23 protein-coding genes are annotated in these 25673 nt (G+C 68.7%); 8 read left to right on the top strand and 15 right to left on the bottom strand.

The features are described from left to right. Window positions 1–320: 320 nt before the first annotated feature. On the top strand, window positions 321–1451 hold the full coding sequence (locus EJ105_RS23380; RefSeq protein WP_250168217.1) for an aminomethyl transferase family protein: 1131 nt from the start codon (window positions 321–323) through the stop codon (window positions 1449–1451). Window positions 1452–1532: 81 nt separating this feature from the next. Here EJ105_RS23380 and EJ105_RS23375 read toward each other — a convergent pair whose 3' ends face one another. Beyond that, window positions 1533–2498 carry a ring-cleaving dioxygenase gene (locus EJ105_RS23375; protein WP_250168216.1) on the bottom strand — a complete coding sequence of 322 codons (966 nt, stop codon included), beginning with the start codon at window positions 2496–2498 and terminating at the stop codon, window positions 1533–1535. A gap of 308 nt (window positions 2499–2806) precedes the next feature. Between EJ105_RS23375 and EJ105_RS23370 the strand changes: the two genes are divergently transcribed. From EJ105_RS23370 to queD, 3 genes are all read left to right on the top strand, one after another. Further along, complete coding sequence (locus EJ105_RS23370) at window positions 2807–3973, top strand: alpha/beta hydrolase (protein WP_250168215.1); 1167 nt, start codon at window positions 2807–2809, stop codon at window positions 3971–3973. Window positions 3974–4058: 85 nt separating this feature from the next. Beyond that, complete coding sequence (queE, locus tag EJ105_RS23365; protein WP_250168214.1) at window positions 4059–4694, top strand: 7-carboxy-7-deazaguanine synthase; 636 nt, start codon at window positions 4059–4061, stop codon at window positions 4692–4694. Between the two features lie 35 nt (window positions 4695–4729). Continuing rightward, the gene (gene queD / locus EJ105_RS23360; RefSeq protein ID WP_029555099.1) at window positions 4730–5086 is read left to right on the top strand and encodes a 6-carboxytetrahydropterin synthase QueD; all 357 of its coding nucleotides are present in this window, start codon (window positions 4730–4732) and stop codon (window positions 5084–5086) included. Window positions 5087–5093: 7 nt separating this feature from the next. Here the strand turns inward: queD and EJ105_RS23355 are convergent, their stop codons facing one another. From EJ105_RS23355 to EJ105_RS23330, 6 genes are all read right to left on the bottom strand, one after another. After that, window positions 5094–5654, bottom strand: coding sequence for an NADPH-dependent FMN reductase (locus tag EJ105_RS23355; RefSeq protein ID WP_250168213.1), 561 nt, complete (start codon window positions 5652–5654; stop codon window positions 5094–5096). A gap of 94 nt (window positions 5655–5748) precedes the next feature. Next, window positions 5749–6894, bottom strand: coding sequence for a DUF1513 domain-containing protein (locus EJ105_RS23350; protein ID WP_250168212.1), 1146 nt, complete (start codon window positions 6892–6894; stop codon window positions 5749–5751). Between the two features lie 4 nt (window positions 6895–6898). Continuing rightward, entirely contained in the window at window positions 6899–7990 is a 1092-nt protein-coding gene (locus tag EJ105_RS23345; protein WP_250168211.1) for an imelysin family protein, read from the bottom strand. 48 nt (window positions 7991–8038) lie between these two features. Next, on the bottom strand, window positions 8039–9283 hold the full coding sequence (locus EJ105_RS23340; protein ID WP_250168210.1) for a di-heme oxidoredictase family protein: 1245 nt from the start codon (window positions 9281–9283) through the stop codon (window positions 8039–8041). Window positions 9284–9285: 2 nt separating this feature from the next. Beyond that, window positions 9286–10773: a multicopper oxidase family protein gene (locus EJ105_RS23335; RefSeq protein ID WP_250168209.1), complete on the bottom strand. Its 1488-nt coding sequence runs from the start codon at window positions 10771–10773 to the stop codon at window positions 9286–9288. A 24-nt stretch (window positions 10774–10797) separates the two neighbouring features. Then, on the bottom strand, window positions 10798–12072 hold the full coding sequence (locus EJ105_RS23330) for an imelysin family protein (RefSeq protein WP_250168208.1): 1275 nt from the start codon (window positions 12070–12072) through the stop codon (window positions 10798–10800). Between the two features lie 515 nt (window positions 12073–12587). On the opposite strand from EJ105_RS23330, the gene EJ105_RS23325 reads away from it, so the two are divergent. Together EJ105_RS23325 and EJ105_RS23320 are read left to right on the top strand one after the other, a co-directional pair. Next, window positions 12588–13454 carry an FTR1 family iron permease gene (locus EJ105_RS23325; protein ID WP_250168207.1) on the top strand — a complete coding sequence of 289 codons (867 nt, stop codon included), beginning with the start codon at window positions 12588–12590 and terminating at the stop codon, window positions 13452–13454. A gap of 132 nt (window positions 13455–13586) precedes the next feature. Beyond that, window positions 13587–14063, top strand: coding sequence for a winged helix-turn-helix domain-containing protein (locus tag EJ105_RS23320; protein ID WP_051678720.1), 477 nt, complete (start codon window positions 13587–13589; stop codon window positions 14061–14063). Here EJ105_RS23320 and modC read toward each other — a convergent pair. From modC to EJ105_RS23300, 4 genes are all read right to left on the bottom strand, one after another. Then, window positions 13957–15171: a molybdenum ABC transporter ATP-binding protein gene (gene modC, locus EJ105_RS23315; protein ID WP_250168206.1), complete on the bottom strand. Its 1215-nt coding sequence runs from the start codon at window positions 15169–15171 to the stop codon at window positions 13957–13959. The genes EJ105_RS23320 and modC overlap by 107 nt on opposite strands. Further along, window positions 15168–15860: a molybdate ABC transporter permease subunit gene (gene modB, locus EJ105_RS23310; RefSeq protein ID WP_250168205.1), complete on the bottom strand. Its 693-nt coding sequence runs from the start codon at window positions 15858–15860 to the stop codon at window positions 15168–15170. The genes modC and modB overlap by 4 nt, the downstream gene beginning before the upstream one ends. A gap of 111 nt (window positions 15861–15971) precedes the next feature. Next, a complete protein-coding gene (modA, locus tag EJ105_RS23305) occupies window positions 15972–16769 on the bottom strand; it encodes a molybdate ABC transporter substrate-binding protein (protein ID WP_029555088.1) in 798 nt (265 codons plus the stop codon). A 190-nt stretch (window positions 16770–16959) separates the two neighbouring features. Further along, the gene (locus EJ105_RS23300) at window positions 16960–17484 is read right to left on the bottom strand and encodes a DedA family protein (protein WP_029555087.1); all 525 of its coding nucleotides are present in this window, start codon (window positions 17482–17484) and stop codon (window positions 16960–16962) included. A gap of 451 nt (window positions 17485–17935) precedes the next feature. Between EJ105_RS23300 and EJ105_RS23295 the strand changes: the two genes are divergently transcribed. Both EJ105_RS23295 and infA read left to right on the top strand, forming a co-directional pair. Then, window positions 17936–19579 (top strand): DEAD/DEAH box helicase, encoded by a 1644-nt coding sequence (locus tag EJ105_RS23295; protein ID WP_250168204.1) that lies wholly within the window; start codon window positions 17936–17938, stop codon window positions 19577–19579. Between the two features lie 148 nt (window positions 19580–19727). Beyond that, window positions 19728–20003, top strand: coding sequence for a translation initiation factor IF-1 (gene infA / locus EJ105_RS23290; protein ID WP_012115181.1), 276 nt, complete (start codon window positions 19728–19730; stop codon window positions 20001–20003). An 88-nt stretch (window positions 20004–20091) separates the two neighbouring features. Here infA and EJ105_RS23285 read toward each other — a convergent pair whose 3' ends face one another. The 4 genes from EJ105_RS23285 to EJ105_RS23270 form a co-directional block, all read right to left on the bottom strand. Continuing rightward, window positions 20092–21696 (bottom strand): GMC family oxidoreductase, encoded by a 1605-nt coding sequence (locus EJ105_RS23285; RefSeq protein ID WP_250168203.1) that lies wholly within the window; start codon window positions 21694–21696, stop codon window positions 20092–20094. Between the two features lie 20 nt (window positions 21697–21716). Beyond that, window positions 21717–23918 (bottom strand): alpha-ketoacid dehydrogenase subunit alpha/beta, encoded by a 2202-nt coding sequence (locus EJ105_RS23280; protein ID WP_250168202.1) that lies wholly within the window; start codon window positions 23916–23918, stop codon window positions 21717–21719. Window positions 23919–24055: 137 nt separating this feature from the next. Beyond that, a complete protein-coding gene (locus tag EJ105_RS23275) occupies window positions 24056–24808 on the bottom strand; it encodes an SDR family NAD(P)-dependent oxidoreductase (protein ID WP_250168201.1) in 753 nt (250 codons plus the stop codon). Continuing rightward, window positions 24805–25659 (bottom strand): shikimate dehydrogenase family protein, encoded by an 855-nt coding sequence (locus EJ105_RS23270; protein ID WP_250168200.1) that lies wholly within the window; start codon window positions 25657–25659, stop codon window positions 24805–24807. Before EJ105_RS23270 ends, EJ105_RS23275 begins: the two co-directional genes overlap by 4 nt. Window positions 25660–25673 lie beyond the last annotated feature (14 nt).

Here is a 25673-nt window from a genome sequence, read left to right as displayed (position 1 = left end):
GTTCCCCTCAGTGAACTTTTTTGACGCGGTAGAAACGAGAGTGCCACGGGCCAGTTTTGGTGCAAGCCCATTAGTTGGGCGTTTGAGGCCCGCAGGATGACCACGATCTGGGCGACGCATGGGTCCACCTCGCTTTCCTTTGCCGCCTTTCGCGCCATGCTACCAAAGAAATTTCTTCTGAGGAAAAGTAATTGACAGGAGTGTTGGCCCGCCATCAGGATGCGGTCGTCGCGGCGCGCATGGCTGGCCTTGAGGCCGCCTGAGCCGCCCGCCTTAACGACGGGCCCGGCTACGGGCCGGCATCCTTCAAGAGAGGGCACATGACCAGCGCGACCATTCTGCGCCAATCGATCCTCAACGACCGTCACCGGGAACTCGGCTCCAAGCTCGAGGAATCCTGGAACGACATGGCGATCCCCCAGCACTACGCGACCGATCCCTATATGGAGACGGAGACGGTGCGGACCCGCGCCGGCCTCTTCGATGTGTCCGCGCTGAAGATCATCGACCTCTCGGGGCCGGACTCTCTCGCCTTCCTCAACAAGCTTCTCACCGCCGATATCTCCAAGATCCCGGCCGGCCGCTCCATGATCTCGTCCATCGTCGACGATGAAGGCGGGCTTATCGACGACGTGCTCGTCTATGTGGACGGCGACGGCAAGTTCCGCCTCTCCCACGGCGGCGGCGCGCTGGAAGAGGCGCTGCCGGTGGTGGCGCAGGGCTTTGATGTCACGTTCTCCCGCGACAACGACGTCCACATCCTCTCCCTGCAGGGCCCCCTCGCCCTCGACATCCTCTCCCCCCACACCCCCATGGTGCTGAAGGACCTGCCCTATTTCGGGCATGGCAAGACCACCCTGTTCGGCATCCCGGTGTCGCTGGCGCGCGGCGGCTACTCGGCCGAGCGCGGCTATGAAGTCTTCTGCGCGGCGAAGGATGCGGTGTTCCTCTGGGACAAGATCCTCGAGGTCGGAAAGCCCTTCGGCGCCATGCCCGTGTCGTGGGATTGCCTCGACATCGTGCGGGTGGAAGGCTCCCTGCTGTTCTTCCCCTTCGACATGCCGCACAAGGACACCACGCCCTTCGAGGTGCTGATGGACTGGTCCGTGGACCTCTCCAAGCCGGACTTCCGCGGCAAGGCGGCCCTCCTCGCCCGCAAGGGCACGGAGCGCACCCACCAGGCCGGCCTCGAGGTGCTGGCGGCCAAGGCGATCACGCCCGGCGCGAAGATCTTCAAGGATGGCGCCGAGGTGGGCGTGGTGAATTCCACCACCTACAGCCGCCACCTCATGAAGTCGCTGGCGCTGGTCTCGCTGCGGCCCGACGTCACCGCGCTCGGCACCGCGCTCACCGTGGTGGACGGGGACGAGAGCTTCGAGGCCAACGTGGTGCGCACCCCCTTCTACGATCCCATGCGGCTGCGCACGCACCCGCTGGAAGAGCGGGCCTGACGCCCGCCTGAGACGCAAACAAAAGGCCGGCCGGACGGGATCTCCCCGTCCGGCCGGCCTTTTTTGCGTTTGGAGCTGCCCTCAGAGCGGCTTGAGGCCGGCCTCGATGGCGCTGCGGCGGCCTTCCAGGAAGGGCGGCAGGGCGAGGCGTTCGCCCAGATGGGCGGCGTCTTCGTCGGCGGCAAATCCCGGACCGTCGGTGGCCAGTTCGAACAGCACACCGTTGGGCTCGCGGAAATAGAGCGAGCGGAAGTAGAAGCGATCCACCATGCCGCTGTTGGGGATGCGCAGCTCCTTCAGCCGCCGCGCCCATTCCTCGTACTGGTCGAAGGTGGTGACGCGGAAAGCCACATGGTGCACCGCGCCCGCGCCCTGCCCCGCGGGGGACAGGCCCGGCTCCACCTTCACATGCACCTCGGCGGCGGGGCCGCCCGCGCCCATCTCGAACACATGGATGGCGCGGCCGTCCTCGGCGGCGTAGGTGCGCACTTCCTTCATGCCCATCACGTGGAGAAGCACGGCGGCGGTGGGCGCAAGGTCTGGCACCGAGATCAGGATCGGGCCGAGGCCACGGATCTGGTGCGCCTCAGGCACCGGGCTCTTCGCCCAGGGCACGCCCGGCCCCTTGCCGTCATCCACGATCAAGGCGAGGCGCTGGCCTTCGCGGTCCTCGAACGGAAGCTGGTGGCGGTCGTCGCGGGTCTCGATGCCGGCATGGGAAACGCCCGCGTCGGTGAGGCGCGCGGCCCAGTATTCCAGCGCCGCCTCGTCCCGCACCCGCAGCGAGGTGCGCACGGCCGCATGGCTGCCCCGGCGCTCGCGCGGCACCGGCCAGTCGAAGAAGGTAAGGTCGGTGCCGGGGTTGGCTTCCCCATCGGCATAGAAGAGGTGATAGGCGGACACGTCGTCCTGATTCACCGTCTTCTTCGCGAGGCGCATGCCGAGCGTCTGGGTGTAGAAGCGATGGTTGTAGGGCGCGTCGGCCGTGATAGCCGTGACGTGGTGAAGTCCGGTGAGCGGCCCGGTGGTCTCGGTGGTGTTCTGCATGGTGTCCTCCTCCGGCGTGCGGAGCCTCGTATCTGTCTGGCGCCAGAGATAGGCGGACAGCCGCTCCGGTACGAGAACCACGGGCGCAATCTGGGCTTGCCAATTTGCAAGTCGATTGGATGGAATAGGGCTCGGTCGCCTCTCTCATGCAATTTGTGGTAACCGGGAGCGTGGCCGCGATGGCACCATTTCACCGGTGTTCAGCATTTCCCGAGATCGCCGTTCATCCGCCTCATTGTTTGTGCCAAGAAAGTCCTCCATGCGGGGGGCATGCACTTGCGAGCGGCAGATTTCGGGGGATGTGGCGCATGACGCAGCGCAATCTGGTTCTGCGCCTCGTGGCGGCTGCGACGGTGGTGATGCTCGTCGCCGGCTGCTCCGACCGCCCCGGTATCGATGCGCTCATCCCGGTCTCCGCTCCGCTGGCTGAGGGCGCGCGCGAGCAGGTGATCCTCGTCGCCTCCACCCGCGAGCGCGATCCGCGGCCCGGCGTCTTCTTCAACGGCGAGCGCTCCGCCCAGCTCAATTTCGCGAAGATCGACCTCTCGGTTCCGCCCACGCACAAGCCGGGTGAGATCGAGTGGCCCAAGAACGGCCTCGGCAATCCCGCCACCGACATGGTGGTGCGGGAGGCCGTCTATCGCGACACGCAAGGCGAGTTCCTGCGCGACCTGAAGAGCGAGCTGGCCCGCCGGCCTGCCGGCAAGCGCAAGGTCTTCATCTTCGTGCATGGCTACAACACCATGTTCTCCGAGGCGCTCTACCGCCTCGCGCAGATGGCGACGGATTCCGATGCGTCGGCCGTTCCCGTCCTCTTCACCTGGGCCTCGCGGGCGACCACCGAGGGCTATGTCTATGACAACAACAGCGCCACCGCCGCCCGCGACCAGCTGGAAGAGACCATCCGCCTCGCCTTCGGCAGCGGCGCGGAACAGGTGAGCATCCTCGCCCATTCCATGGGCAACTGGCTGACGGTGGAGGCCCTCCGCCAGATCCGCATCTCCGGCAAGACCCTGCCGCTCAACAAGATCGGCGACATCATCCTCGCCGCGCCGGACATCGATGTGGACGTGTTCAAGACCCAGCTCCGGCGCTTCGGCAAGCCGCCGAAGCCGTTCGTCGTCGTCGTCTCCCGAGACGACAAGGCGCTCGGCTTTTCCGACTTCCTCGCCGGCAAGAAGCCGCGGCTCGGCGAATACGCTAACGACACCGAGCTCGTTGGTCTGGGCGCCGTCGTGGTGGACATGACCAACGTGGAGGCACTCGACAGCTTCAACCACGGCAAGTTCGCGCAACTCGCGGCGATGGCGCCGCAGTTGCAGAGCGCCATTGCCGGCGCCAAGGGCACCGCGACCGCCGATACCGTGCAATTGCAGGGCGTGCGCATCACCGGGCTCGATCCGGCGCGGGCAGCACAGTCGGCCGGCCCTGCGCTGCCGGCCACCGCCCAGCCGGCCCCTGCCCCGGCGCAATAGGGCCAGGCCGGCGAGCCTTTCGCGGATGTGCCATGCCGGGCCGGCGCTTCCCTCGCGGGCGCGTTCGGTCTAAAGGCGTCGCCTCATGGCCTATTCAGTCAAGGAAATGTTCCTCACCCTGCAGGGGGAGGGGGCGCAGGCGGGGCGTGCTGCCGTCTTCTGCCGGTTCGCGGGGTGCAACCTGTGGTCCGGGCGGGAGGAGGATCGCGCCGCCGCCCAATGCCGTTTCTGCGACACGGATTTCGTCGGCCTGGATGGCGAGGGCGGTGGCCGCTTTGCCGATGCCGCGGCCCTTGCGGACGCCATCGCTTCCGTGTGGGGGCAGGCCGGCGCCGAGCGCCGGTTCGTCGTCTTCACCGGTGGGGAGCCATTGCTTCAGCTCGACCCCGCGGCCATCGCGGCGGTGCATGCGCGGGGCTTCGAGATCGCCGTCGAGACCAACGGCACGGTTGCCGCGCCGGAGGGGCTCGACTGGATCTGCGTCAGCCCCAAGGCCGGCACCGAGCTGAAGCAGCGCGCCGGGCACGAGCTGAAGCTCGTCTTCCCGCAGGCCGGGCTCGATCCCGCCGAGGTTGCGGGCCTCCCCTTCGCCAATTTCTTCCTCCAGCCCATGGACGGGCCGGATCGCCGCGCGAACACCGATGCGGCGGTGGCCTATTGCCTCGCCAATCCGCGCTGGCGCCTGTCCGTCCAGACCCACAAGATGATCGGAATTCCATGACCACCCCTGACACCCCGGCGGCGCTGCCCGGCCGCGTGCGGATCACCCAGGGCTTCACCTTCGAGGCCGCGCACTTTCTGCCCAACGTGCCGGAAACCCACCGCTGCCGGCGCGTGCACGGCCATTCCTATCGCGTGGACCTCGCGCTGGAGGGGCCGGTGGACCCCGTGACCGGCTTCGTGGTGGACTTCTTCGATGTGGAGAACGCCTTCGGCCCGCTGCTGAAGCAGCTGGACCATTATTGCCTCAACGACGTCGAAGGGCTGGAAAATCCCACCGCCGAGATCATCGCGGCGTGGATCTGGACGCGGATGAAGCCGCTCCTGCCCACGCTCGCGTCCGTGCGGGTCTACGAGACGCCCATGTCCTACGCGGAATATTCGGAGGGCTGAGCGGGCCTCAGCCCGCCGCATCCCCCGCCTGCGCCTTCTTCACGAAGGTCGCGAAGGCGGCAAGCTGCTTCTTCACGAAGTCCAGCGTGCCCTGGTCGGTGACGATGCCGTCGGCGATCTTGGTGTGGGCCTGGGCGACCATCACCTCCGGCACGTTCATGACGTGGGCGTTGAGCGCCACCAGCACCTGCCGCAGGTGATATTGCGCGCGCCCTCCGCCCATGGTGCTGGGCGAGGCCGACATGATGAGGGTGGGCTTGCCGGCGAGCGGCTGCGGCTTCAGGCGCGAGAGCCAGTCGATCGCATTCTTGAGGCCGCCCGGAACCGAGTAATTGTATTCCGGCGTGACGATCACCAGCGCATCCGCCGCAGCCACCGTCTCCCCCATGGCCGTCACCTGGGCGGGAAAGCCTTCCGCCTCGATGTCCCCGTCATAGATGGGGAATTCCGCGATGGAGGGCAGAATCGTGAGCGTCGTCCCCTCCGGCGCGATGCCGGCCAGTGCGCGGGCGAGCGCGGCATTGAGGGACCCCTTGCGAACGCTGCCGACAAGCACGACCCAGTTCATCGCCATTCTCCCGCTGCCCGCCATGGGCTCGCCGGGGATAATGGCGCAAAACCGGGAAGGTTGCGTGAGCCCAGGTGAAAACCACCGGTGAAATTCAGCTGATCCGCACCATGTGGTTGTCGTAGCGCGGCCCGCCGGTGCGCCGCGCGGTGATGGCGACGCCCTCGGGCGCGGCCTTCACCACGATCACTTCGCCATAGCCGGACGCAGCCACGAACGTCCCCGCCTCCGCTCCGGCCGCGAGGCCGCAGCCATCGGTGAGGGGCACCGCGCCGATATAGCGGCCGTCCGCCTGCCAGACGGCGACCTGGTTGCCGCGCGGGGTGGCGCAGGCGACGAAGCGGCCGGAGGGGTCATAGGCCACCGATCCCACATAGCCGCGCAGCGCCCGCCACGCCTCGTCCGGCGCGTCGAAGGGGGTGAGCGCGCCATCGGCGGCGATGCGGAAGAGGAGGGGGCGGGCCTCGCCGTCCTTCAAGAGGTCCTGCGCCGCCACTACCGTGCCGCCATTGCCATCGCGGGCGAGGTGGCGGAGCGACAGGCTGGCGAGGTCGGCGGAGAGCTTGCCTTCGCCGCGCACCGCGCCGGTTGTGGGATCGACGAGGGTGACGCCGGAGCCCGTCACCTCGGCGTCGCGCGCCTCCGGCGTGTTGGGCTCGATGCCGCCATTGGCGATGACCAGGGCAGCGCCCGAGCGCATGAGATCATGCGGGCCGTCGCCGCCGCTCGGCCATTCGTCGCGGATGGCAAAGCCGCCATCCACCGCGCGCACGGCGACAACGCCCCGGCCCATGGCGCGAACGCCGTCCGCGGGATGCTCGATCTCGTTGGTCAGGAGCAGCCGGCCGTCCGCCGTGAAGCGGCCATGGCCGGAGAAGACGCGGCCCTCGCCCGGCCCAAAGCGCGCGACCACGCCGCCCTTGCGGCGGTCGAACACGAGGGCGATGCGCCCCGGCCGCCGCCCCACCGCCACCGCGAGCAGGCCGACGGGGCTCGCCTCGATGCCATGCAGCCGGGCGTCGGAGGGGGCCTCCGGTGTGGCCGCGAAGCTGGTGTCGAGGCCGACTGCGGCGAAGCCCTCGCCCACGCCCGCGGTCGCCAGCCAGCCCTCATCCAGTTCGGCGGCGCGCAGGCCGCCCGGCAAGGCGGAGGCGGCGAGGAGCGCGGCGCCGCCGAGCAGCAGGCCGCGCCGGCCGATGAGCGGGGGATGGTCGAGGCGGGCGCGCATGTTCGTCGCCATGGCCTCAGTCGCCATCGAGGGCGTTGAAGCCCAGCGAGATGCCGAAATAGGAAGCGATGGGCTTGTAGACGGCGAGCTGCGCCGCCTTGAAGGTCTTGATGGTCGCGTGGATGCCCTGCGCGCCCGATGCGGTGGCGGCTGCGGCGCCGATGTCGGCAGGCAGCTTGTCGGCGGCGGCATCGGCGGCGGTGGCGGCTTTGTTGACCACGAATTGCGGCCGGCTCGGCATCTGCGTGCCCACGGCGACGAGGAGGGCGTCGGCGCTGTGGATCATGTTCGCGGCGACGCGGCCGGAACGGCCGGAGCGCCAGCTGTCTGCGACCGTCGGCTTGGCGTCCGCAGGGCCGGCGCCGAGCACAGGCAGCAGCTTGGTGTCGGTCACGCGCTGGTAGGCGCCGGACAGGTCGGTGAGGATCATGCCGGGCAGGGCGCCCACATCCGGGAACAGGGCGGGATCGCCCTTGCCGGAGACGATGGCGCCCAGCGCGCCCGTGGATGTGTCGCCCCAAGCGGTGCGGATTTCGCCCGTGATGGTGGCGAGATTGTTGGCGATGGCGGTGCCGAGCGCGCAGCGCCGTGCCGCCTCGGGGCCTGCGACCAGCGCCTCGGCGGCGCCTTCCTCATAGAGCAGCCGCTCCAGCGCCGGCAGGCCCTGCACTGCCGCGCTCGACTGCATGAAGCGCTCGGGCGCGAGGCGGGCGGGATCGCTGTCGGCGATGATCTCGGACAGCCCGCGGCTGATGCCGTTGCGCCGGTCCGGGAAGAAGGAGATGCGGTCGGCCCGGAGCGACAGGGTGATGGGGCCGAAGGTGACAAACTCCACCGCGTTCCACGCATCTGCGGCCTTGCCGTAGGCCTCCTTGAGCGGCGCCACGCCGGCCGCCGAGGGGGCGGGGCAGAAGGCGGCCCAGGCCTTCGCCTGCGCGGCGGTGGCGGCGGCGAGCGCATCGTAGCGCGGCAAAAGCCAGCCCTCGATGAGCGGCACGGGATCGAGCTTCGGATCGGCCGCAACGGCCGGGCCTGTCCCAAAAGCGAGCATGGCGGCGAGGGCCGCGCCAGCAAGGCGGAAGGAAGAACGGCGCGTGGCTTCAATCATGACGTCGATCCGCAATATCAGGCCCACACCGGCTGCGGCCGGCAAAAATCACAGGGACGAAACGTACCGCACCAGCGCCGCCCTGTCCTTGGGCGGAAGCGCGCCGAAGCGCCGCTGCGCGGTGGCCGCCTCGCCGCCGTGCCAGGCAATCGCCTCCTCCACCGTCCGCGCGCGGCCATCGTGCAGCAGGCCGGTGTTGGCGGCGAGCGCATCGGAGAGGCCGGCGAGGGGCGCAGTGCGCCATTGCGAGGCGCCCACACCGGGCTCCGGCATGGTATCGCTGAGGTCCGGCCCCATCTCGTGCAGCAGAAGATCGGTGTACATGCGCGCTTCGCCGTCGGCAGTGGGCAAAGACGGCCGGTGGCACTGGGCGCAGCCGGTGGAGGTGAAGAGCGCCGCGCCGCGCTTGGCCTCGGCCCTGGGCAGGTCTTCGGGCTCGGGCTGGGGCAGGGAGGCGACATAGGCCACCACCCGGTCGAGCACCGCCGAGCCGATTTCCAGTTCGTCGTCCGCATCCCCGGAGGTGGCATTGGCATTGCCGTGGAGGGCCTGCCGGCAGGCGGTCTGGGTGGGCGTGCAATCGCCCCACGGCTCGGGATGGAAGCGGTTGGAGAGGCCGAGATCGAGGAAGAAGGCCTCCGCCGACTGGCCGGCGAGGGTCGGCTGCGAGGCCTTCCAGCCGAAGCGGCCGATGGCTTTGCTGCCGTCGGCCTGCGCCACACGCCGCGCCATGCCCTTCACGCCGTCTTTGCCCTTCGCCTGTTCCCGCTCCACCGCGAGGATGGCGGCATCGGGCACGGCGGCGAGCGCCCCGCGGCCCTTGAGGTCCGGCCCGACGCGGAGAGACAGGCCGCTCGCGGGATCGAGCGGGCCATAGCCCAGCGCCTCGGGGTGGGGCTTGCGGGCGATGCGTCCGTCCGGCAGCGGGGTGTCGGTGACGCCGATCATGCCCTCGCTGGGAATGCCGGGCACCGCATCGATCTGGAACCGGCGGCCATAGACGGGATCACCGCTGCCGTCCGGCCGTCCGATCATCAGCACGAAGCCGCGCTCCGCCGTGCCGTTCTCCAGACGCGCGGGGGCGCGGCGGTCGGCGGGGTGGCAGGTGGCGCAGGAGCGGGCATCGAACAGGGGGCCAAGACCGTCATCGCCACGCGTCGAGGCGGGGGCGGGCACCCAGGGGCGCTTGAACAGGGCCTTGCCGATGGCGAGGTCCAGCTTGTCCAGGGGCTCGGCAGCGGCCGGCGTCGCGGAGAGGGCGGCGAGCAGCGCGAGGAGAAGACGCACGCGCATCCTCACACCACCCTGATCCAGCCCATGAGACCGGAATCCATGTGCTCCAGGATGTGGCAGTGGAACACCCAGTCGCCGCTGGTGGCGCGGAAGGCGATCTCCACCGTCTCGTTGGGCTCGGTCATGACCGTGTCGGCGAGATAGGGCGGGATGTCCTTCTTCTTGGAGGAGGACAGCACGCGGAAGACGTGCCCGTGCAGGTGCATGGGGTGGACGTGCTTGGTGACGTTGGTGATGGAGACGATGTAGCTCGCCCCGTCCTTCAGCGTCGCCAGCGGCGGCGGCAAGCGTAGGTCCGCGCCGGCGCCCCAGGAATTGCGGTTGATGGCCCAGAAGGTCTTGCTGCCGACGCAGGCGGAAGCGATCAGCGCCTTGGCCAGCGGATCGTCCGGCGGCAGGGGATCGCCGCTTACGATGGGGCCGGCGGCGGTCTGCACGAGATAGTCGATGCGGCTGGCGCGCTTCACGTCCGGCAGCGGCACCTTGGCGGGGGGCAGCGCCTTGGGGCGGAAGGCGGTCTTCTTGCGGCCCGGCTTGCTCCCGGGAGCGTCCACGCCGACCAAGGTGGTGAGCAGATAGGGCTCGGCGGTGCGATAGTCGTAGACCTTCACCTCCTCGCCGGGACCGGGCATGCGCACATGCACGTCGATCCGCATGGCCGGGCCCATGCGCCAGATTTCGTTCGGCAGCTTGGAGAAGGGGAGGGGTGTCAGCGCCTGACCGTCGATGGCGATGATGGCCGCATCTTCCGTCTCGCAGCCGAAATCGATGGTGCGGGTGGAATCGGCGACGATCACCCTGAGCCGCACGTCCCCATAGGCCGGCGCCTCGACGCGGGGCGGTATGATGGAGCCGTTGGTGGCGCGCACCGTGCCGAAGGTGCCGGCGGTGGAGGCGCCCTCATCGGTAAACATCTCCAGCCAGCGGCCGTCGGTCTCGTCGAGCCGCCAGTCCTTGACCACGATGAAATGCTCGGCATCGAAGCCGAGCTTCGCCTCGGCCGGATCATCCACCACGAGCAGGCCGACGAGCCCGCGGCCCACCTGGCCCGTCTCGTCGCAATGGGGATGGAAGAAATAGAAGCCCGGATCGGGCAGCGGCACATTGTAGGTGAAGGTGCTGCCCGCGGGGATCGGCGCCTGGGTGATGGGCGAGACGCCATCCGAGAGATAGGGCACGCGCACGCCGTGCCAGTGGACGGTGGTGAGGTCCGGCAGGCGGTTCTCGAAATCCACCATCAGCCGCGTGCCCACCGGCGCGCGCAGGGTGAGGAAGGGCGTGCCGTTATAGGCGCAGAAGCCCTTCGTCACCGGCTTGCCCGGCCCCAGCAGCGGCATTTCCATTTCCGCCGCCGAGAGGGCGAGCCGGCGCACCGGCGCGCTCTTCGGCAGGGTGTCCACGGAGGCCGGCACGCGGCCGAGGGCGGAGGGGGCGAACCCCACCGCCCCCGCAGCCGCCGCGCCGGCCAGCAGCGCCCGACGCGAGATCATCGCGTCCGTCCCATCGTCATGGTCTCACTTCTTCTTCACGTTCTTCGGGTCGTCCAGGCTCTTGGAGCCTTCCATCTTGATCTGGAGCTTGAGGGCCGAGACGCCGCGCTCGATGGCGTGGGCCTGGGCCACGAGGGCGTCCACGCCGTCCTGGATCAGCTTGGCGCCCTTGGTATTCCCCTCTTCCAGCATCTTGTCGTAGGTGATCTCGCCGGAATCCGCCACGTCCTTCAGGGCCTTGAGAGCGGCGAGGGCGGCATCCGACTTGGCGTCGATCTCGTCGGCGATCTTCGGGTCGGCGGCGCGGATGAGGTCGGCGACCGAGGGGCCGGTGACCTTGGAGCCGTCCGGCTTCACGAAGGTGCCGTAATAGACGTCGCGGATGCCCACTTCGTCGTAATAGTGCGCGTTCTGGGTGTTGTTGGAGAAGCAGTCGTGCGCCTCCTCCGGATCATGGAGGATGAGGCCGAGCTTCATGCGCTCGCCGGCGAGCTCGCCGTAGGAGAGGGAGCCGAGGCCGGTGAAGATGGTGGCAAGGCCGGCCTTGTCGTTCTTCTTGATGAGCGCGGCGCGGGCCTTGCCCTTGGCGCCCCACAGGCCGGTCATCTCGTCGAGATCGGCGACCAGCGTCTGGGTGGCGACCTTGAGATACTCGCCGCGTCGGTCACAATTGCCGTTGGTGCAGTTCTTCAGGTCATAGTCGGTGTAGGGGCGCTGGCCCTGGCTGGGCGTCGCATTGTGGAGGTTCTGGCCCCACAGCAGGAATTCGATGGCGTGCCAGCCGGAGCCCACGTTCGCCTCGACGCCGCCGGCCGAATTCAGCTCGTGCAGCAGCTTGGGCGTGATCTTGGTGACGTCCACCGTCTTCTTGCCGATGCGGATGGACTTTGAGGCGATCACATTGGCGGTGTAGAGCGGGTTCTCGTCGGACTTCTCGCCGTAGCTCTTCTTGTCCACGTAATCGATGAGGCCTTCGTCGAGCGGCCAGGCATTCACATTGCCTTCCCATTCGTCGATGATCTTGTTGCCGAAGCGGAAGGCCTCGGTCTGCTGGTAGTAGACGCGGGCCGCCTTCCACGCATCGCGCGCCTTGCCCAGGCTGTCGGCGCTGGGGGCGGCGAGGAAGGCGTCGATGGCCTTCTGCATGTCCTTGGCCGTGGCGGCGGACGAGCCGTACATCACCTCGGCGAGGTCGGCGTAGTGGACAATCACATCACGCGGCTTCGGCGCATCCGCGAGCACGGGGCTCGCGAAGGCTGCGACTGACGCGATGACGGCGCCGAGAAAATGCGCGCGCATCGACCTTCTCTCCTTGAAATTCGAAAACCGGAACCGGGGCCATTGCCCCATCGCGGCGGAGAGTATGAGCCGGGCCGATGGCGGGCAAGCGCTTGAGACAATAATGGAATTGTTCCATGTCCAGAGTGCGGGGCCTCGACTTGTCTCTCCCAAGTCAAAGCGACGCACCCCTTAGTAGAAGACGTTACGTCACTCTGTATCCGTGCGTCCTCGGGCCGTTTCGTCGCGCCCGGCTGCAAACGCTGGACACGACGGGCTCGCGGGCCGGATGCCGACGCCCTTGAACTATAGTCTCAAGGGCCACCGAGCGGGCGCCCAGCTTTTCATTTGAACAATTCCAAACCTCTGCCGTTGCGGTGACAGGGCCTGCCGGCGGGTGATAAGGTTTCGTCATATTCAATTGGTTTTCGTCGCCGACGGCGATCTCTCCCGAAGGGCGAAGGCCACGAGGGCAGCGTTTATGCCCGCTCGTGCGTGCCGGCAGCGGCCGTCGGGGACAAAAAGGACAGGCCGCGATGATTGCCGCGCTTCTGATCGTTTTTCGTGAAGTCCTCGAGGCCGGCATCGTCACCGGCGTGGTGCTCGCCGCCTCCGAGGGCATCCGCCATCGCGGCCTGTGGATCAGCCTCGGCATTCTCGGCGGCATCGCCGGCTCTGCGGTCCTCGCCCTCTTCGCCGATACCATCGCCTCCACCTTCGACGGCTCCGGGCAGGACATCCTGAATGCCGCCATCCTTTCCGTCGCGGTGGTCATGCTGGTGTGGACGGTCGTCTGGATGGCGAGCCACGGCAAGCACATGGTCATGGAGATGCGGGAGGTCGGCCGCGACGTGAAGGAGGGGCGCAAGCCGCTCGCCGCGCTGGCCATCGTCGTCGGCATGGCCGTGCTGCGCGAGGGCGTGGAGATCGTGCTCTTCCTCTATGGCATCGCCAGCACGGGCGCCGATTCGCCCGGTGCGATCGTGCTCGGCGGTCTTGGCGGTCTGGCGGCGGGTGCTGCCCTCTCGCTGCTGCTCTATCGCGGCCTCGTGGCGATCCCGCTCAAGCATCTGTTCAAGGTCACGTCCGTCCTCATCACGCTTCTCGCCGCCGGCCTTGCCGCGCAGGTGGTGGGCATCCTGCAGGATGCCGGCTTCATCCAGTCGCTGGCGGAGCCGGTGTGGAATTCGAGCTGGCTGCTGGCGGACGACAGCGCGCTGGGCCGCGTGCTGCGCACGCTCATCGGTTACCGCGCCGAGCCCACGGGCATGCAGGTGATCGCCTATGTGGCGACGGTGGCGGTCATCCTCGGCCTGTCGGCCATCGTCAACGGCCGCCTCGCGTCGGCTCCGCGCCGCCAGAGCGCCGGCCGCTCGGCCGGCGGCCACGTTTCCCGCGCCTGAGTGCTCGACGCGCTTTCCGGTGCCCGCCGGCGTTTCCGCGGTCTCCGGCTTCCGGTATGCTGACGCGCGATGTTCCGGGCTCCGGGACACGCGGCGCAGGCGGAACGCCGGGCGGCATCCGAGGAGAAGCACATGAGCGGCGGAACGAGCAGCAAGGAAAGCCGCGCCAAGGCCGGACAGGGGCGTGACGGCACCCGCCTGTTCCTGCGCGTGGACTTCGCCGACGGCCGGCGCCTCGGGCCGGGCAAGATCAAGCTGCTGGAGGCGATCCGCGAGCACCACTCTATCCTGGCCGCCGCCAAGGCCATCGGCATGAGCTATCGTCGCGCCTGGCTGCTGGTGGACGAACTGGACCGCATGTTCGAGCAGCGCGTGATCGTCACCTTCCCTGGTCGCCGGGGCGCCGGCACCGAGGTCACGGCCTTCGGCGAGCGGGTGATCGCGCTCTATCGCGCCATGGAGCGGCAGGCGGCGAAGGCCACCAGCGGGGCGCTCGACGAGCTTACGTCTGCACTTGCGGCGGATTACCACCCGAAATCAGACGCAGAGCCGGGGGATCCTGAGGCGGATTCGCCGCTGGCCGGGCCGGCCGTGAAGCAGGCGGGCTGACGATCTCCGCGCCCGGTGAGTGGAAGCCCATCGGCCGGCTATCCACCGTCACCGCCTTGATCATCGCCCATACCTGCATGCCGGGCTCAAGGCCAAGGCGCAGCACGCTTTCCTGCGTCACCAGCGAGCTGAGGCGGCCGGCGGACAGCGCCAGTTCCACCTCGGAGAACGGGCCTTCCGCCCGGGTGATGGCGGAGATGGTGCCGGAAATCCGGTTCGTCACCGACACGTCCATGGGCCGCGACAGGGACAGGGACACGTCACGGGAGCGGATGCGCGCCCGCGCCGGTGCCCCCACCGGGCGGCCCACCAGCGGCACCCGCAATTCACCATCGGCGAACGAGACGGTGGAGAGGCCGAGGTCGGGGTCGTGCGCCGTCACCGTGCAGTCGAGGATGGTGCCGATGTCGAAGCGGCCGATCACCGGCAGCAGCTCGGGCCGCGACAGCACGTCGGCGAGGGGGCCGCAGGCGATGACCTTGCCGTCCGAAAGCGCCGCCACCGCGTCCGCGAGGCGCAGCACCTCCTCGATGGAGTGGCTGACATAGAGGATGGGCAGGTTCAGCTCGTCCCGAAGCCGCTCCAGATAGGGCAGGATCTCGCCCTTGCGCATCTCGTCCAGCGAGGCGAGGGGCTCGTCCATCAGCAGGAGGCGGGGCTGGGACAGGAGCGCGCGGCCGATGGCGATGCGCTGCTTCTCGCCGCCGGAGAGGGTGTGCGGCCGGCGCTTCAGCAGGTGGCCGACGCCCAGCATCTCCACCACGGCATCGAACTGGATGGTGCGCGGCCGCCGGGTGCGGCGCTCGCCGTAGCGCAGGTTGTTCTCGATGGTCATGTGCGGGAACAGCCGCGCGTCCTGGAACACGTAGCCGACTGCGCGCTGCTCCATGGGCAGGTTGATGCCCGCCTGCCGGTCGTAGAACACCGTGTCGCCGACGCGGATGTGCCCGCTGTCCGGCGTCAGCGAGCCGGCGACCATCTGGATGATCGTGGTCTTGCCACAGCCGGAGCGGCCGAAGAGGGCCGTCACGCCCCTCTCGGGCGCCCGGAGATCCGCCTTCAGGTGAAAGCCGGTGGAGCGGGCGAGGGAAACGTCGATCTCGATCATATCTGGCCCAGCGCCACGCGGATGCGCTTGTCCGCCATCTCCGCCAGCATGAGGGAGCCGAGGGCGAGGATCACCGACACCACGGTGAGGCGCAGGGCCATGGCGTCGCCGTCGGGCATGTGGGTGGCGCTGTAGATGGCGAGCGGGATGGTCCGCGTCTGGCCTTCCACATTGGAGACGAAGGTGATGGTGGCGCCGAACTCGCCCAGTGCCGAGGCCAGCGAGATCAGGCAGCCGGAGAGCACGCCGGGCATCATCAGCGGCAAGGTCACGGTGAAGAAGGCATCGAGCCTGGTGGCGCCCAGCGTGCGCGCCGCGGTCTCGATGCCCTTGTCGATGCCGCCGATGGCGAGGCGGATGGCGTTGACCGTGAGCGGGAAGCTCACCACCGCCGCCGCCACGGTGGCGCCGGCGGTGGAGAAGATCAGCGAGATGCCGAACCACTCGTGGAGATACTGGCCGAGATAGCCGCGATTGCCGAGGACGATGAGCAGCAGATAGCCCACCACCACCTTGGGCAGCACGAGGGGCAAATGAACGATGCCGTCGAAGATGCCCTTGCCGGGGAATTCGAACCGGGCGAGCACCCAGCCAATGAGAATGGCCGGCGGCAGGCTGCAGAGGGTGGCCCAGAAGGCCACCTCCAGGCTCAGCCGCACGGCCGTCCATTCTTCGGGAGTGAGCAACATCTCGAACAAATCCGCCTGCGAAAAGGCCTCGCCTCGCTCCAGATCAGGCTCGGTCTTTTGCCCCCAATAAGCAATTCCCGTTCCGCTGCGCGCTGCCGCGCGCCGGGCGGATCAGTTCACCGAGAAGCCGTACTTCTTGAAGATGGCCTTGGCCTCGGGGCTCTGGATGAAGGCGAAGAAGGCCTTGGCGGCGGGGGTGTCCTGGCCCTTCACGAGGGCGAAGGGGTAATCGACGGGCGGATAGCTGTCGGCCGGGAAGGTCGCGACCACCTTCACGTTCTTGGCGATGGCGGCATCGGTGGCATAGACGACGCCGTAGGGCACCTCGCCGCGCTCCACCAGCGCCAGCGCCGCGCGCACGCTCTCGGCACCGACGATGCGAGGGGCGATCTTGTCCCACAGGCCGAGATTGGTGAAGGCCTGCTTGGTGTAGACGCCCACCGGGACGCTGTCGGTGAGGCCGGTGGCGATGCGGCCGTTGGGGCCGAGGAGGGCGTCCACGTCGAGGCTCTTGGAGATGGTCACCGGCTTTGCCTTGTCGGCGGGGGCGACCAGCACCAGCTCGTTGCCGAGCAGCTTCACGCGGGTGGCGGGCAGGGTCAGGCCCTTGCCGTCGGTATAGTCCATCCACTTCAAGTCGGCAGAGGCGAAGATGTTGGCGGGCGCGCCGGCCTCCATCTGCTTGGCCAGCGCCGAGGAGGCGGCGAAGGAGAACTTGATGGCGTCCTTGCTGCCCTTGGCCTCATAGGCCTTGGCGATGTCCTGCATCGCGTTGGTGAGGCTCGCGGCGGCGAACACGGTCACGGTCTCCTGCGCGGCCGCGGGCAGCGGCGCGGCGGCAAACGCCGAGAGGACGAGACCAACGATCAGGCGGCGGGAGGCAAGAAAGGAGGCGGGAAATCCGGACATGGCAATGGCACCTCGGCAATGGGCCTGTGATATGTCCATCGATATACAGGATGCCGCTGCGAGACAATAGGCTCGCCCCTCCCGAAGGGGCACCTACGGGCCGAAAGCGGTTCCGGATACCGCCAAGGCGCTGGCGTGGGATCGTCTTTGCTGCAGTGCGGCATGAAGCCGCGCACAGGCCGTGGCGCGCTCAGAAGCCCATCAGCTTCAGCGCGGCGGCGCCGGGTGCGAGCATGGCGAAGGCCCACAGGCCGGCGCTCGCGACGTTGGCCACCTGGAAGTGGGTCTGGCGCATGGCCAGCACGCCCGCGATCAGCGGCACCACGGCGCGCAGGGGGCCGAAGAAGCGGCCGATGGCGACGCCCCAAATGCCGAAACGCTGGAAGAAGTCCTCGGCGCGGGCCACGAGGTCCGGCCGGCGCGAGAGCGGCCAGAAGTCCTTCGCACGCTCCTTGTAGTGGAAGCCGAACCAGTAGGAGACCGCGTCGCCCAGCGCCGCGCCTGCGGCGGCGGCGAGCCAGATGGGGAAGAAGTGCAGCCCCGCGGCCTCGATCAGCGCGCCGATGGCGAGCAGCAGAACGGTGGCGGGAATGAAGAAGGAGATCAGCGCCAGCGATTCCCCGAAGGCGAGCCCGAACACCACGGCCGGCGCGAGATAATGGTGCTGCTCGACGAAGGCGGTGGTGGTGGCGACGATGGCGGACAGATCGAACATGTCTTCTCCTGCCGCAAGGATCGGTGTCGCGGCTTCCGGGCCCAAGGCCCCGCCGCATTCTACTCCCGCGGCGCCTGCTGGTTCCTTACCTTCTGGACGCACATTCGGGCGAAATGGCGCCACGGGGCGCATCCGGCAGCCGACAAAGCTGCGCCTGCCCAACCATTCGCCTTGAAATCGTCACGGGTCTCGTCCATATGCGGTGCATCGCGCCGATGGAGGCAGTTGCTTTCCTCCCCTTAGCGCGCTCGGGCCGCGTAGCGGAGACCGCTGGAGCTTCGATCTGGACGACGCCGTGACATGGCGTTTCGTCGGTGAGGCATCGCAAGCGGCTTTGCCCGATATCATCTTTTGCCCTGGACACCCCTGGCCACGCGGGATGTCGAAATCCCGCGAGCCGCGCCGCGCCCAAAAGGCTGCGCCGGTGCCGCTCGCATATGAAAGTCAGAGCTTGACCTCTTTTTCGAGCCTCGGCCTTGCCGAGCCCATCGTTCGCGCCCTTACCGAAGCGAATCACGTCACTCCCACCCCCATCCAGGCTGAAGCCATCCCGCAGGTCCTCAACGGCCGCGACCTGATCGGCATCGCCCAGACCGGCACCGGCAAGACCGCTGCCTTCGCCCTTCCCATCCTCGATCGCCTCGTACGCCATCCCCGCCGTCCGGACCCCAAGTCCGTCCGTGCGCTGGTGCTCTCGCCGACCCGCGAATTGTCCGGCCAGATCGTGGACAATTTCGAGAAGTTCGGCCGCCACGCCAACATCTCGGTCACGCTCGCCATCGGCGGCGTGCCCATGGGCCGGCAGATCCGGGCCCTCGCCCGCGGCGTCGACGTGCTTGTGGCCACCCCCGGCCGGCTCATGGACCTCGTGGAAAACCACGCGGTGAAGCTGGATCAGGTCGAGGTGCTCGTCCTCGACGAGGCCGACCAGATGCTGGACATGGGCTTCGTCCATGCCATCCGCGCCATCGTGCGCCGGCTGCCGCACAAGCGGCACTCGCTGTTCTTCTCCGCCACCATGCCGCCGGCCATCGCCGAGCTGGCGGGCGGCATGCTGCATGATCCCGTGCGCGTCGCCGTCACCCCGGTGGCCAAGACCGCCGACCGGGTGGAGCAGCGCGTCATCCACGTGGACAAGCCCAACAAGGGCCAGCTTCTCGCCGAGGTGCTGTCCACCGAGGATATCGACCGCGCCCTCGTCTTCGCCCGCACCAAGCACGGCGCGGACAAGGTGGTGCGCGTGCTCGCCAAGTGCGGCATCGCCGCCGAGGCGATCCACGGCAACAAGTCGCAGAACCAGCGCGACCGCGTGCTCCTCGCCTTCCGCGAAGGCAAGATCCGCACCCTGATCGCCACGGACATCGCCGCCCGCGGCATCGACGTGACCGGCGTCAGCCACGTCATCAATTACGACCTGCCCAACGTGCCCGAGAGCTACGTGCACCGCATCGGCCGCACCGCGCGCGCCGGCCGCGAGGGCATCGCCATCTCCTTCTGCGATCACGAGGAGAGGGCGTATCTCAAGTCCATCGAGCGGCTCATCAAGCTGCAGATCCCGGCCACCGACCGTCGTGGCGCAGGCATGCGCTTCAACATTCCCGATGCGCCGCCGATCGAGCTGGAGGAGCGTGACGAGACCGCCGAGCGCAACGATTTCATCGGTGGTCGCGGCGGCCGTCCCGGCCAGCGTGGTCCCCAGCGTTCGCGCGGTCCGCGTCCCGAGGGCGGTCGTGGCCAGGGCCAGCGCGCCGAAGGTCGCGAGCAGCGTGAGCCGCGCGGTGAGCGTCCGGCCGGCGAGGGCCGTCCGGCCCGTGCCGCCCAGCCGCGTGCCGAGCGTGCCGCCGAGGGTCATCGCAACGCCCAGGGAGCCGGCAACGGCGCCGGCCGTCGCGACGGCCAGAACCGCAGCGGTGAAGGCCGTGGCGCGCGTCCCCAGGGCGAAGGCCGTGGCGGCGAGCGGGCGGGCGATCGTGGCGGTGAGCGTGGTTCGCGTCCCGGCAACGATCTCGGCGGCCTCGGCTTCATGAAAGCGGTGTCCAACCGGGGCGAGCGTCCTGCGGGCCGCCCCGCCGGTGCCAAGCGGCCTGTGAACTGAGCATCCGCTCGCGCGTCACACTGCGTTGAACAGGACACGCCGGGTCTTTTTCCCGGGCCGGCGTGTCCCACCTATGGGAAATCGGGCGATTTTGTGAGATAAGCCCGCCAAATTCGTCCCGCGTCGCGGGACAGCTGGAGACGACTATATGGCGAAGGAAGAACTGCTGGAGTTCGAGGGGACTGTGACCGAAGTGCTGCCGGACGGCAATTTCCGGGTCCGGCTCGACAACGACCACCAGATCCTGGCCTATGCGGCCGGCAAGATGAAGAAGAACCGCATCCGCACCATCGAGGGCGACCGCGTGGTGGTGGAGATGTCGCCTTACGATCTCGATCGCGGCCGGATCAACTTCCGCCACAAGGCCGAGGGCAACGCCCCGCCGCCCGGCGCACGCCGTCAGCAGAATTTCCGCCGCCGCTGATCCCTCGGGATCGCGGACAGGGCGTTCGGCGCCGGCCGGGGAAAATCCCCGCGCCGGCTTTTGGCGTTTGACGTAGCGCAGCCGCTGACTAGGCCCTGCCGTCGGCCTTGATGAGATCGGCCGCCTTCTCCGCGACCATCATCACCGCCGCCGCCGTGTTGGCGGAGACCAGCGTCGGCATCACCGAGGCGTCCACCACGCGCAGGCCGGAAAGGCCGACGACGCGCAGGTGCGGGTCCACCACCGCCTGCGGCCCGGTGCCCATGCTGCAGGTGCCGACGGGATGGTAGATGGTCTGCCCGGTGCGGCGGGCGAACTCCACGAAGTCGGCGTCGCTCCGGCAGTCCGGCCCGGGGTTCATCTCGAAGGCGCGGTAAGGGTCCATCGCCGTCTGCCCGACGATGTCGCGGGCGATCCGCATGCCTGCGGCAAGACAGGCGCGGTCTTCCTCCACGGCGAGGAAGTTCGGCCGGATGGCCGGCGGCGTCAGCGGGTCGGCGCTCTTCGCATGGATCGAGCCCACCGAGTGGGGCCGCAACTGGGTGACGCCGATGGTCATGCCCGGCAGATGGTCCAGCGCCCGGTCGGCGGCGTTGGCGTAGCTCGCGTGCATGAAGAAGTACTGCACGTCCGGCCCGGCGAGGCCCGGCCGGGTCTTCACGAAGCCATGGGCGAGGCCTGTGCCCAGCGTGAGGATGCCCTTGCGGGTGAGGAAATACTGCGCCACCGCCTTGGCGAGGGCGATGCCGCGCGTCTGCTCGTTGAGGGTGATGGGCTCCTTCACCCGCCAGTTCATGCGGGTGGCGAAATGGTCCTGATAATTGTTGCCGACGCCCGGCAGCGCATGGACCACGGGGATGCCCGCTGCCTTCAGCACGTCCGGATGGCCGATGCCGGAGAGTTCCATGAGATGGGGTGACTGCACCGCGCCTGCGGTGAGCAGCACCTCGCCGGCCGTGAACGCCGTCTCTTCCTTCCCATTTCGCCGATACACCACCCCCGTCACCCGTCGGCCGTCCAGCACCAGCCGCAGGGCCTGCGCGTGGGTGACGACCTTGAGGTTGGGGCGGGAGAGGGCAGGACGCAGATAGCCGTCCACCACGGTCCAGCGCCGGCCGCCGCGCTGGTTCACCTGATAATAGCCGAAGCCTTCCTGATCCTTCCCGTTGTAATCGGGATTGCGGGGAAAGCCGGCCTCTTCAGCCGCCGAGAGGAAGGCCTCGGAGAGCACCGGCCGCTCCGTCACGCGCACGATGCTGATGGGGCCGTCCGTGCCGCGCACGCTGGGGTCCGCATCCGGCTCGTCGAAGCGCTCGAACTTCTTGAAATAGGGCAGGACGTCGTCATAGCCCCAGCCGGTGGCGCCGCGCTGGGCCCAGCCGTCGAAATCCTGCTTCTGCCCGCGCACGAAAATCATGCCGTTGATGAGCGTGGAGCCGCCGAGCCCCTTGCCGCGCGGCACCACGATGGGGCGGTCGTAGGTGTTGGGCTCGGGCTCGGTGTTGAAGCGCCAGTTGAAGGCGCTGCCCGACAAAAGCTTGGAGAAGCCGGCCGGGATGGGCACCCAGAAGCCCTTGTCCGTGCCGCCCGCCTCCAGCAGCAGCACGCGCCGGCGCGGGTCTTCCGAGAGCCGGGCGGCGAGGATGCACCCTGCGGTGCCGCCACCCACCACGATGTAATCGAAACTGTCCATCGTCTTCGATCCGAATGGGACTAGAGGGCGGCGCCGGGCATCCCCGGCAGCGGCGTGCCTTTCGCGGCCATGGTGACGGCGAGGCCCGCGATGACCTCTTCCTTGCCGGCGAAGGCGGCGCGCTCAAGCACCTTGGAGATGGTGGGCGAGGCGATCTTGCCGGTCACGCGCTGCACCGGCTGGTCAAGCCAGTCGAGATAGCGGCGCTGGATCTCGTCGGAGAGGAAGCCGCCGTAGGAGGTGGAGAGGGAGCCCTGCTCCACGATCAGCACGTTGTTGGTTTTGCGGATGCTCTCGCCGATGGTGTCCCAGTCGAGCCCGGCCCGGTCGAGAGAGCGCAGGTCGATGATCTCGGCGTCGAGCCCCAGTTCCTCCACCGCCTCGCGGCTGCGGTGGACCATGGCGGAATAGGTGAGGATGGTGAGTTCGGCCCCGGGCCGCACCACCTTCGCCTTGCCGAAGGGGATGATGTAGTCGAGGTCGCCGTCGGGAATGGCGCCGGAGGTCTGGTAGAGGTCCACATGCTCGATCACGAGCACGGGGTCCTCGCAGGTCAGCGCGGCATTCATCAGGCCCACGTAGTCAAACGGGGTGGAGGGCGCCACGATGCGCCAGCCGGGGGAGGTGGCGAACACGCCCGCCGGGTCCAGCGAATGCTGGGAGCCGTAGCCCGTGCCCATGGCGATCTTGGTGCGCAGCACCAGCGGCACCGGAACATCTGCCCCGAACATGTGCCGCGCCTTGCCGATCTGGTTGAACACCGGGTCGGCGGCGACCCACATGAAGTCGGGATACATGAACTCGATGATGGGCCGGTAGCGCCGGTCCATGGCGATGCCGCCGGCAAGGCCCGCGAACGCGCCTTCGGAGATGGGCGTGCCGAGGCAGCGGTCCGGGAAGGCGGCGGCGAGGCCGCGCGTGGCGCCGTTGGTGCCGCCCTTCAGCTTGTGGATGTCCTCGCCCATGATGACGAAGCGCTCGTCCGTCTCGAAGCGGCGGTGGAGCACGTCGGCGATGGCGTCCACGAACTTGCGCTCGGAAAGGCGGCCGCGATAGGTCGCCTCCTCCTCGGCGCGCTTGCCCGAGAGTTCGGAGAGATCACCGCGGATGCCCTCGTCCACGAAGGACACGTCCGGCCACATGCCGGGCATCACCCGGCGCTTGTTGCCCACGGTCTCGACGAGCTGCGCGGCGGCGTCCGCCATGGCGGCCTGCGCGCGTTCGGTGAGGGCGTCGAGATCATCCTGCGTGAGCACGCCGCGCGCCACCAGCGCCGCGCCGGTGCGCTTGATGGGATCGCGGGCGCGCCAGGAAGCCTCTTCCTCCTTGGTGCGATAGCCGAAGGCGGAGCCGGGCAAGGCGCCGTTCTGGTGGAAATAGCGGTAGACGTCTGCCTCGATCACCGCCGGGCCCTTGCCCGCGCGCATGATCTTCAGCGCTTCCTGCGTGGCGAGATGGACCGCCAGCGGGTCCATGCCGTCCACCTTCCAGGAGGGAATGCCGAAGCCGGTGCCGCGACCGGAGAGGCGCGTCTCGCGGGTCGCCTCCTCCACGGTGGTGGCGACCGCGTAGCCGTTGTTCTCGATGAAGAAGAGCAGCGGCAAATCCCACGCGGCGGCGAGATTCATGGTCTCCAGAACCGCGCCGATGTTCACCGCGCCGTCGCCGAAATAGGAGATGGCCACATCCCCCGTGCCCGCGCGCTTGTGGGCGAAGGCGGCACCCGCCGCCAGCGGCACGCCGCCGCCGACGATGGCATTGGTGCCGATGGCCCCCGCCTCACCCCAGCGCAGATGCATGGAGCCGCCGCGCCCGTGGCCGAAGCCGGGCTCGAGGCCGAGGATCTCGGCGAGCGAGCGGTGGAACAGGGCGTGGGTGTCGTCGCTGAGCGGCGCGGTGGGATCGAGCCCGGGCGCCACATAAGCAAGCGCCTTGGCGAGGAACTGGTGATGGCCGCGATGGGAGCCGTTGACCTGATCGGTGGGGCGCAGGCCCACGATGGAGCCGGCCGCGCCGCCCTCCTGGCCGATGGAGGAATGGGCCGGGCCGTGCACGAGGCCTTCGCCGGCCAGCTCAAGCACCTTCTCCTCGAAGGCGCGGATGAGCGCCATCTGTGCCAGCAGCTCCTTCAGCAAAGCCGGGTCGGCGGCGGCCCAATCGGCCTCCGTGGACTTCAGTTCGACCCAGGGCGCGGCGGGATGAAGGGCAATGGTCTCGGGCATATCTTGTCTCCGTGCCGCGGCGTCCTCCTGCGCTCGGAGTGGCGTCGGGACCGTCAATTAAAACGTTTCATTTCGATGCTTCCGGCACCTGCCGGGAGCTGTGTTCAGTACGCCTGCGGCACCCGCCGCAGACGTGTTCAGAGGTAGCCGTAGGCGGTCCAGCCGCCATCGACGGCCATGACCTGACCGGTCACGGCGCTTGCCTGGTCAGAGGCGAGGAAAACGGCCATGCGGGCCACCTCCTCGGTCTCGATCAGCCGGCCCATGGGGGTGCGAGCCTTGAGCCTGTCGAGGTCGAGGCGGCCGCGCTGCGCGAGGTCGTCGAGGAAGGGGGTGCGCACGTAGCCGGGGGCGAGGGCATTCACCCGCACGCCCTCGCGTGCCCATTCGCAGGAGAGCGCCTTGGCCATCATGGCAACGCCGGCCTTGGAGGCGCAGTAGCCGATGCGCTCCGGCGCGGCGACGATGCCGTACATGGAGGCCATGAGCAGCAGCGAGCCGCCGCCCTGGGCGATCATCCGCCGGCCAGCTTCCTGCGCGGTGAGGAACACGCCGGTGAGGTTGATGGAGATGACCCGCTCCCACTCCTCCTCGCTCACCGAGAGGGTGGGGGCATTCTGCGAGACGCCGGCATTGGCGAGGCAGATGTCCACCGGCCCGAACCGCACCTCGGCGGCGTCGAAAGCGGCCACGATATCGGCCTTGCGCGTCACCGAGCCCTTGACGGCGAGGGTCTCGCCCAGCTCTTCCGCGACGGACGCGGCGGCGGGATCGAGGTCGAGCAATACGAGGGAGGCGCCCTCCGCCCGGAAGGCCCGCGCCACGGCAAGGCCGATGCCCGAGGCGCCGCCGGTGATGAGGGCACAGCGGCCCGCCAGCGCGCCGGTCACGAGGCTGCTCCCGAGGAATGCGAGATGAGCGCGCGCATGCCGAGGAAGTCGGCCATCAGATCGAGCTGGCACACCAGCATGGGCTTGCCGGGATGGGTGCGGCAGCCCTTCGCTTTGGCGGCGGCGAGGATGGCGGTTTCCTCCGGCTGCATGATGACCTCGGCGACGATCTGGTCGCTCGTCAGCCGGGACGCATCAAGGGGCAGGGCATCGCCCGCCTTCAGCCCCAGCGAGGTGGCGTTGGCGACGATGTCGTGACCCGAGGGGTCGGCGGTGCCGATCTCCACCGGGGCGCCTGGGAAGGCCTCGGCGAGGCGCTGGGCGAGGTCTTCCGCCTTCGCCCGCGTACGGTTGGCGATGGTGAGGCGGGCGACGCCGGCTTCCACGAAGGCGAAGGCGATGGCATTGGCCGCCCCGCCGGCGCCGGCGAGATAGACGCTCTTGCCCTTCGGATCGATACCGGCCGCGATGAGCCCGCCGACGAAGCCCTTGCCGTCCAGCATGTCGCCGATGAGCCGCCCGTCTTCCTCCCGGCGCACCACGTTGCAGGCGCCGATGCGGCGGGCGCTGTCGGAGACCTCGTCCAGAAGGTCCACGATGGCGGTCTTGTGCGGCACCGTCACCACGAAGCCGCCGAGGCTCTTCATGGCCTTCAGCCCGTCCACGAGGCGGGGCAGTTCCTCGGAGGAGACGTGGAACGGCACCATCACGCCGTCGCGGCCCTCGCGCGCCATGAGCGCGTTGAGCATCTGCGGTGTCTTCACGTGATGGATGGGGTCCGCGAGGATGCCGTAGACCTTGGTGAGGCCGGAAATCTCGCGGGATGTCGGGGCGGTGGTCGACGCGGTCATGGGCAAAGGTCCGG

This window comes from Xanthobacter aminoxidans (assembly GCF_023571765.1).
In the GTDB taxonomy this organism is placed as follows: Bacteria; Pseudomonadota; Alphaproteobacteria; order Rhizobiales; family Xanthobacteraceae; genus Xanthobacter; species Xanthobacter aminoxidans.
This window is presented reverse-complemented; position numbering and strand designations above follow the sequence as displayed.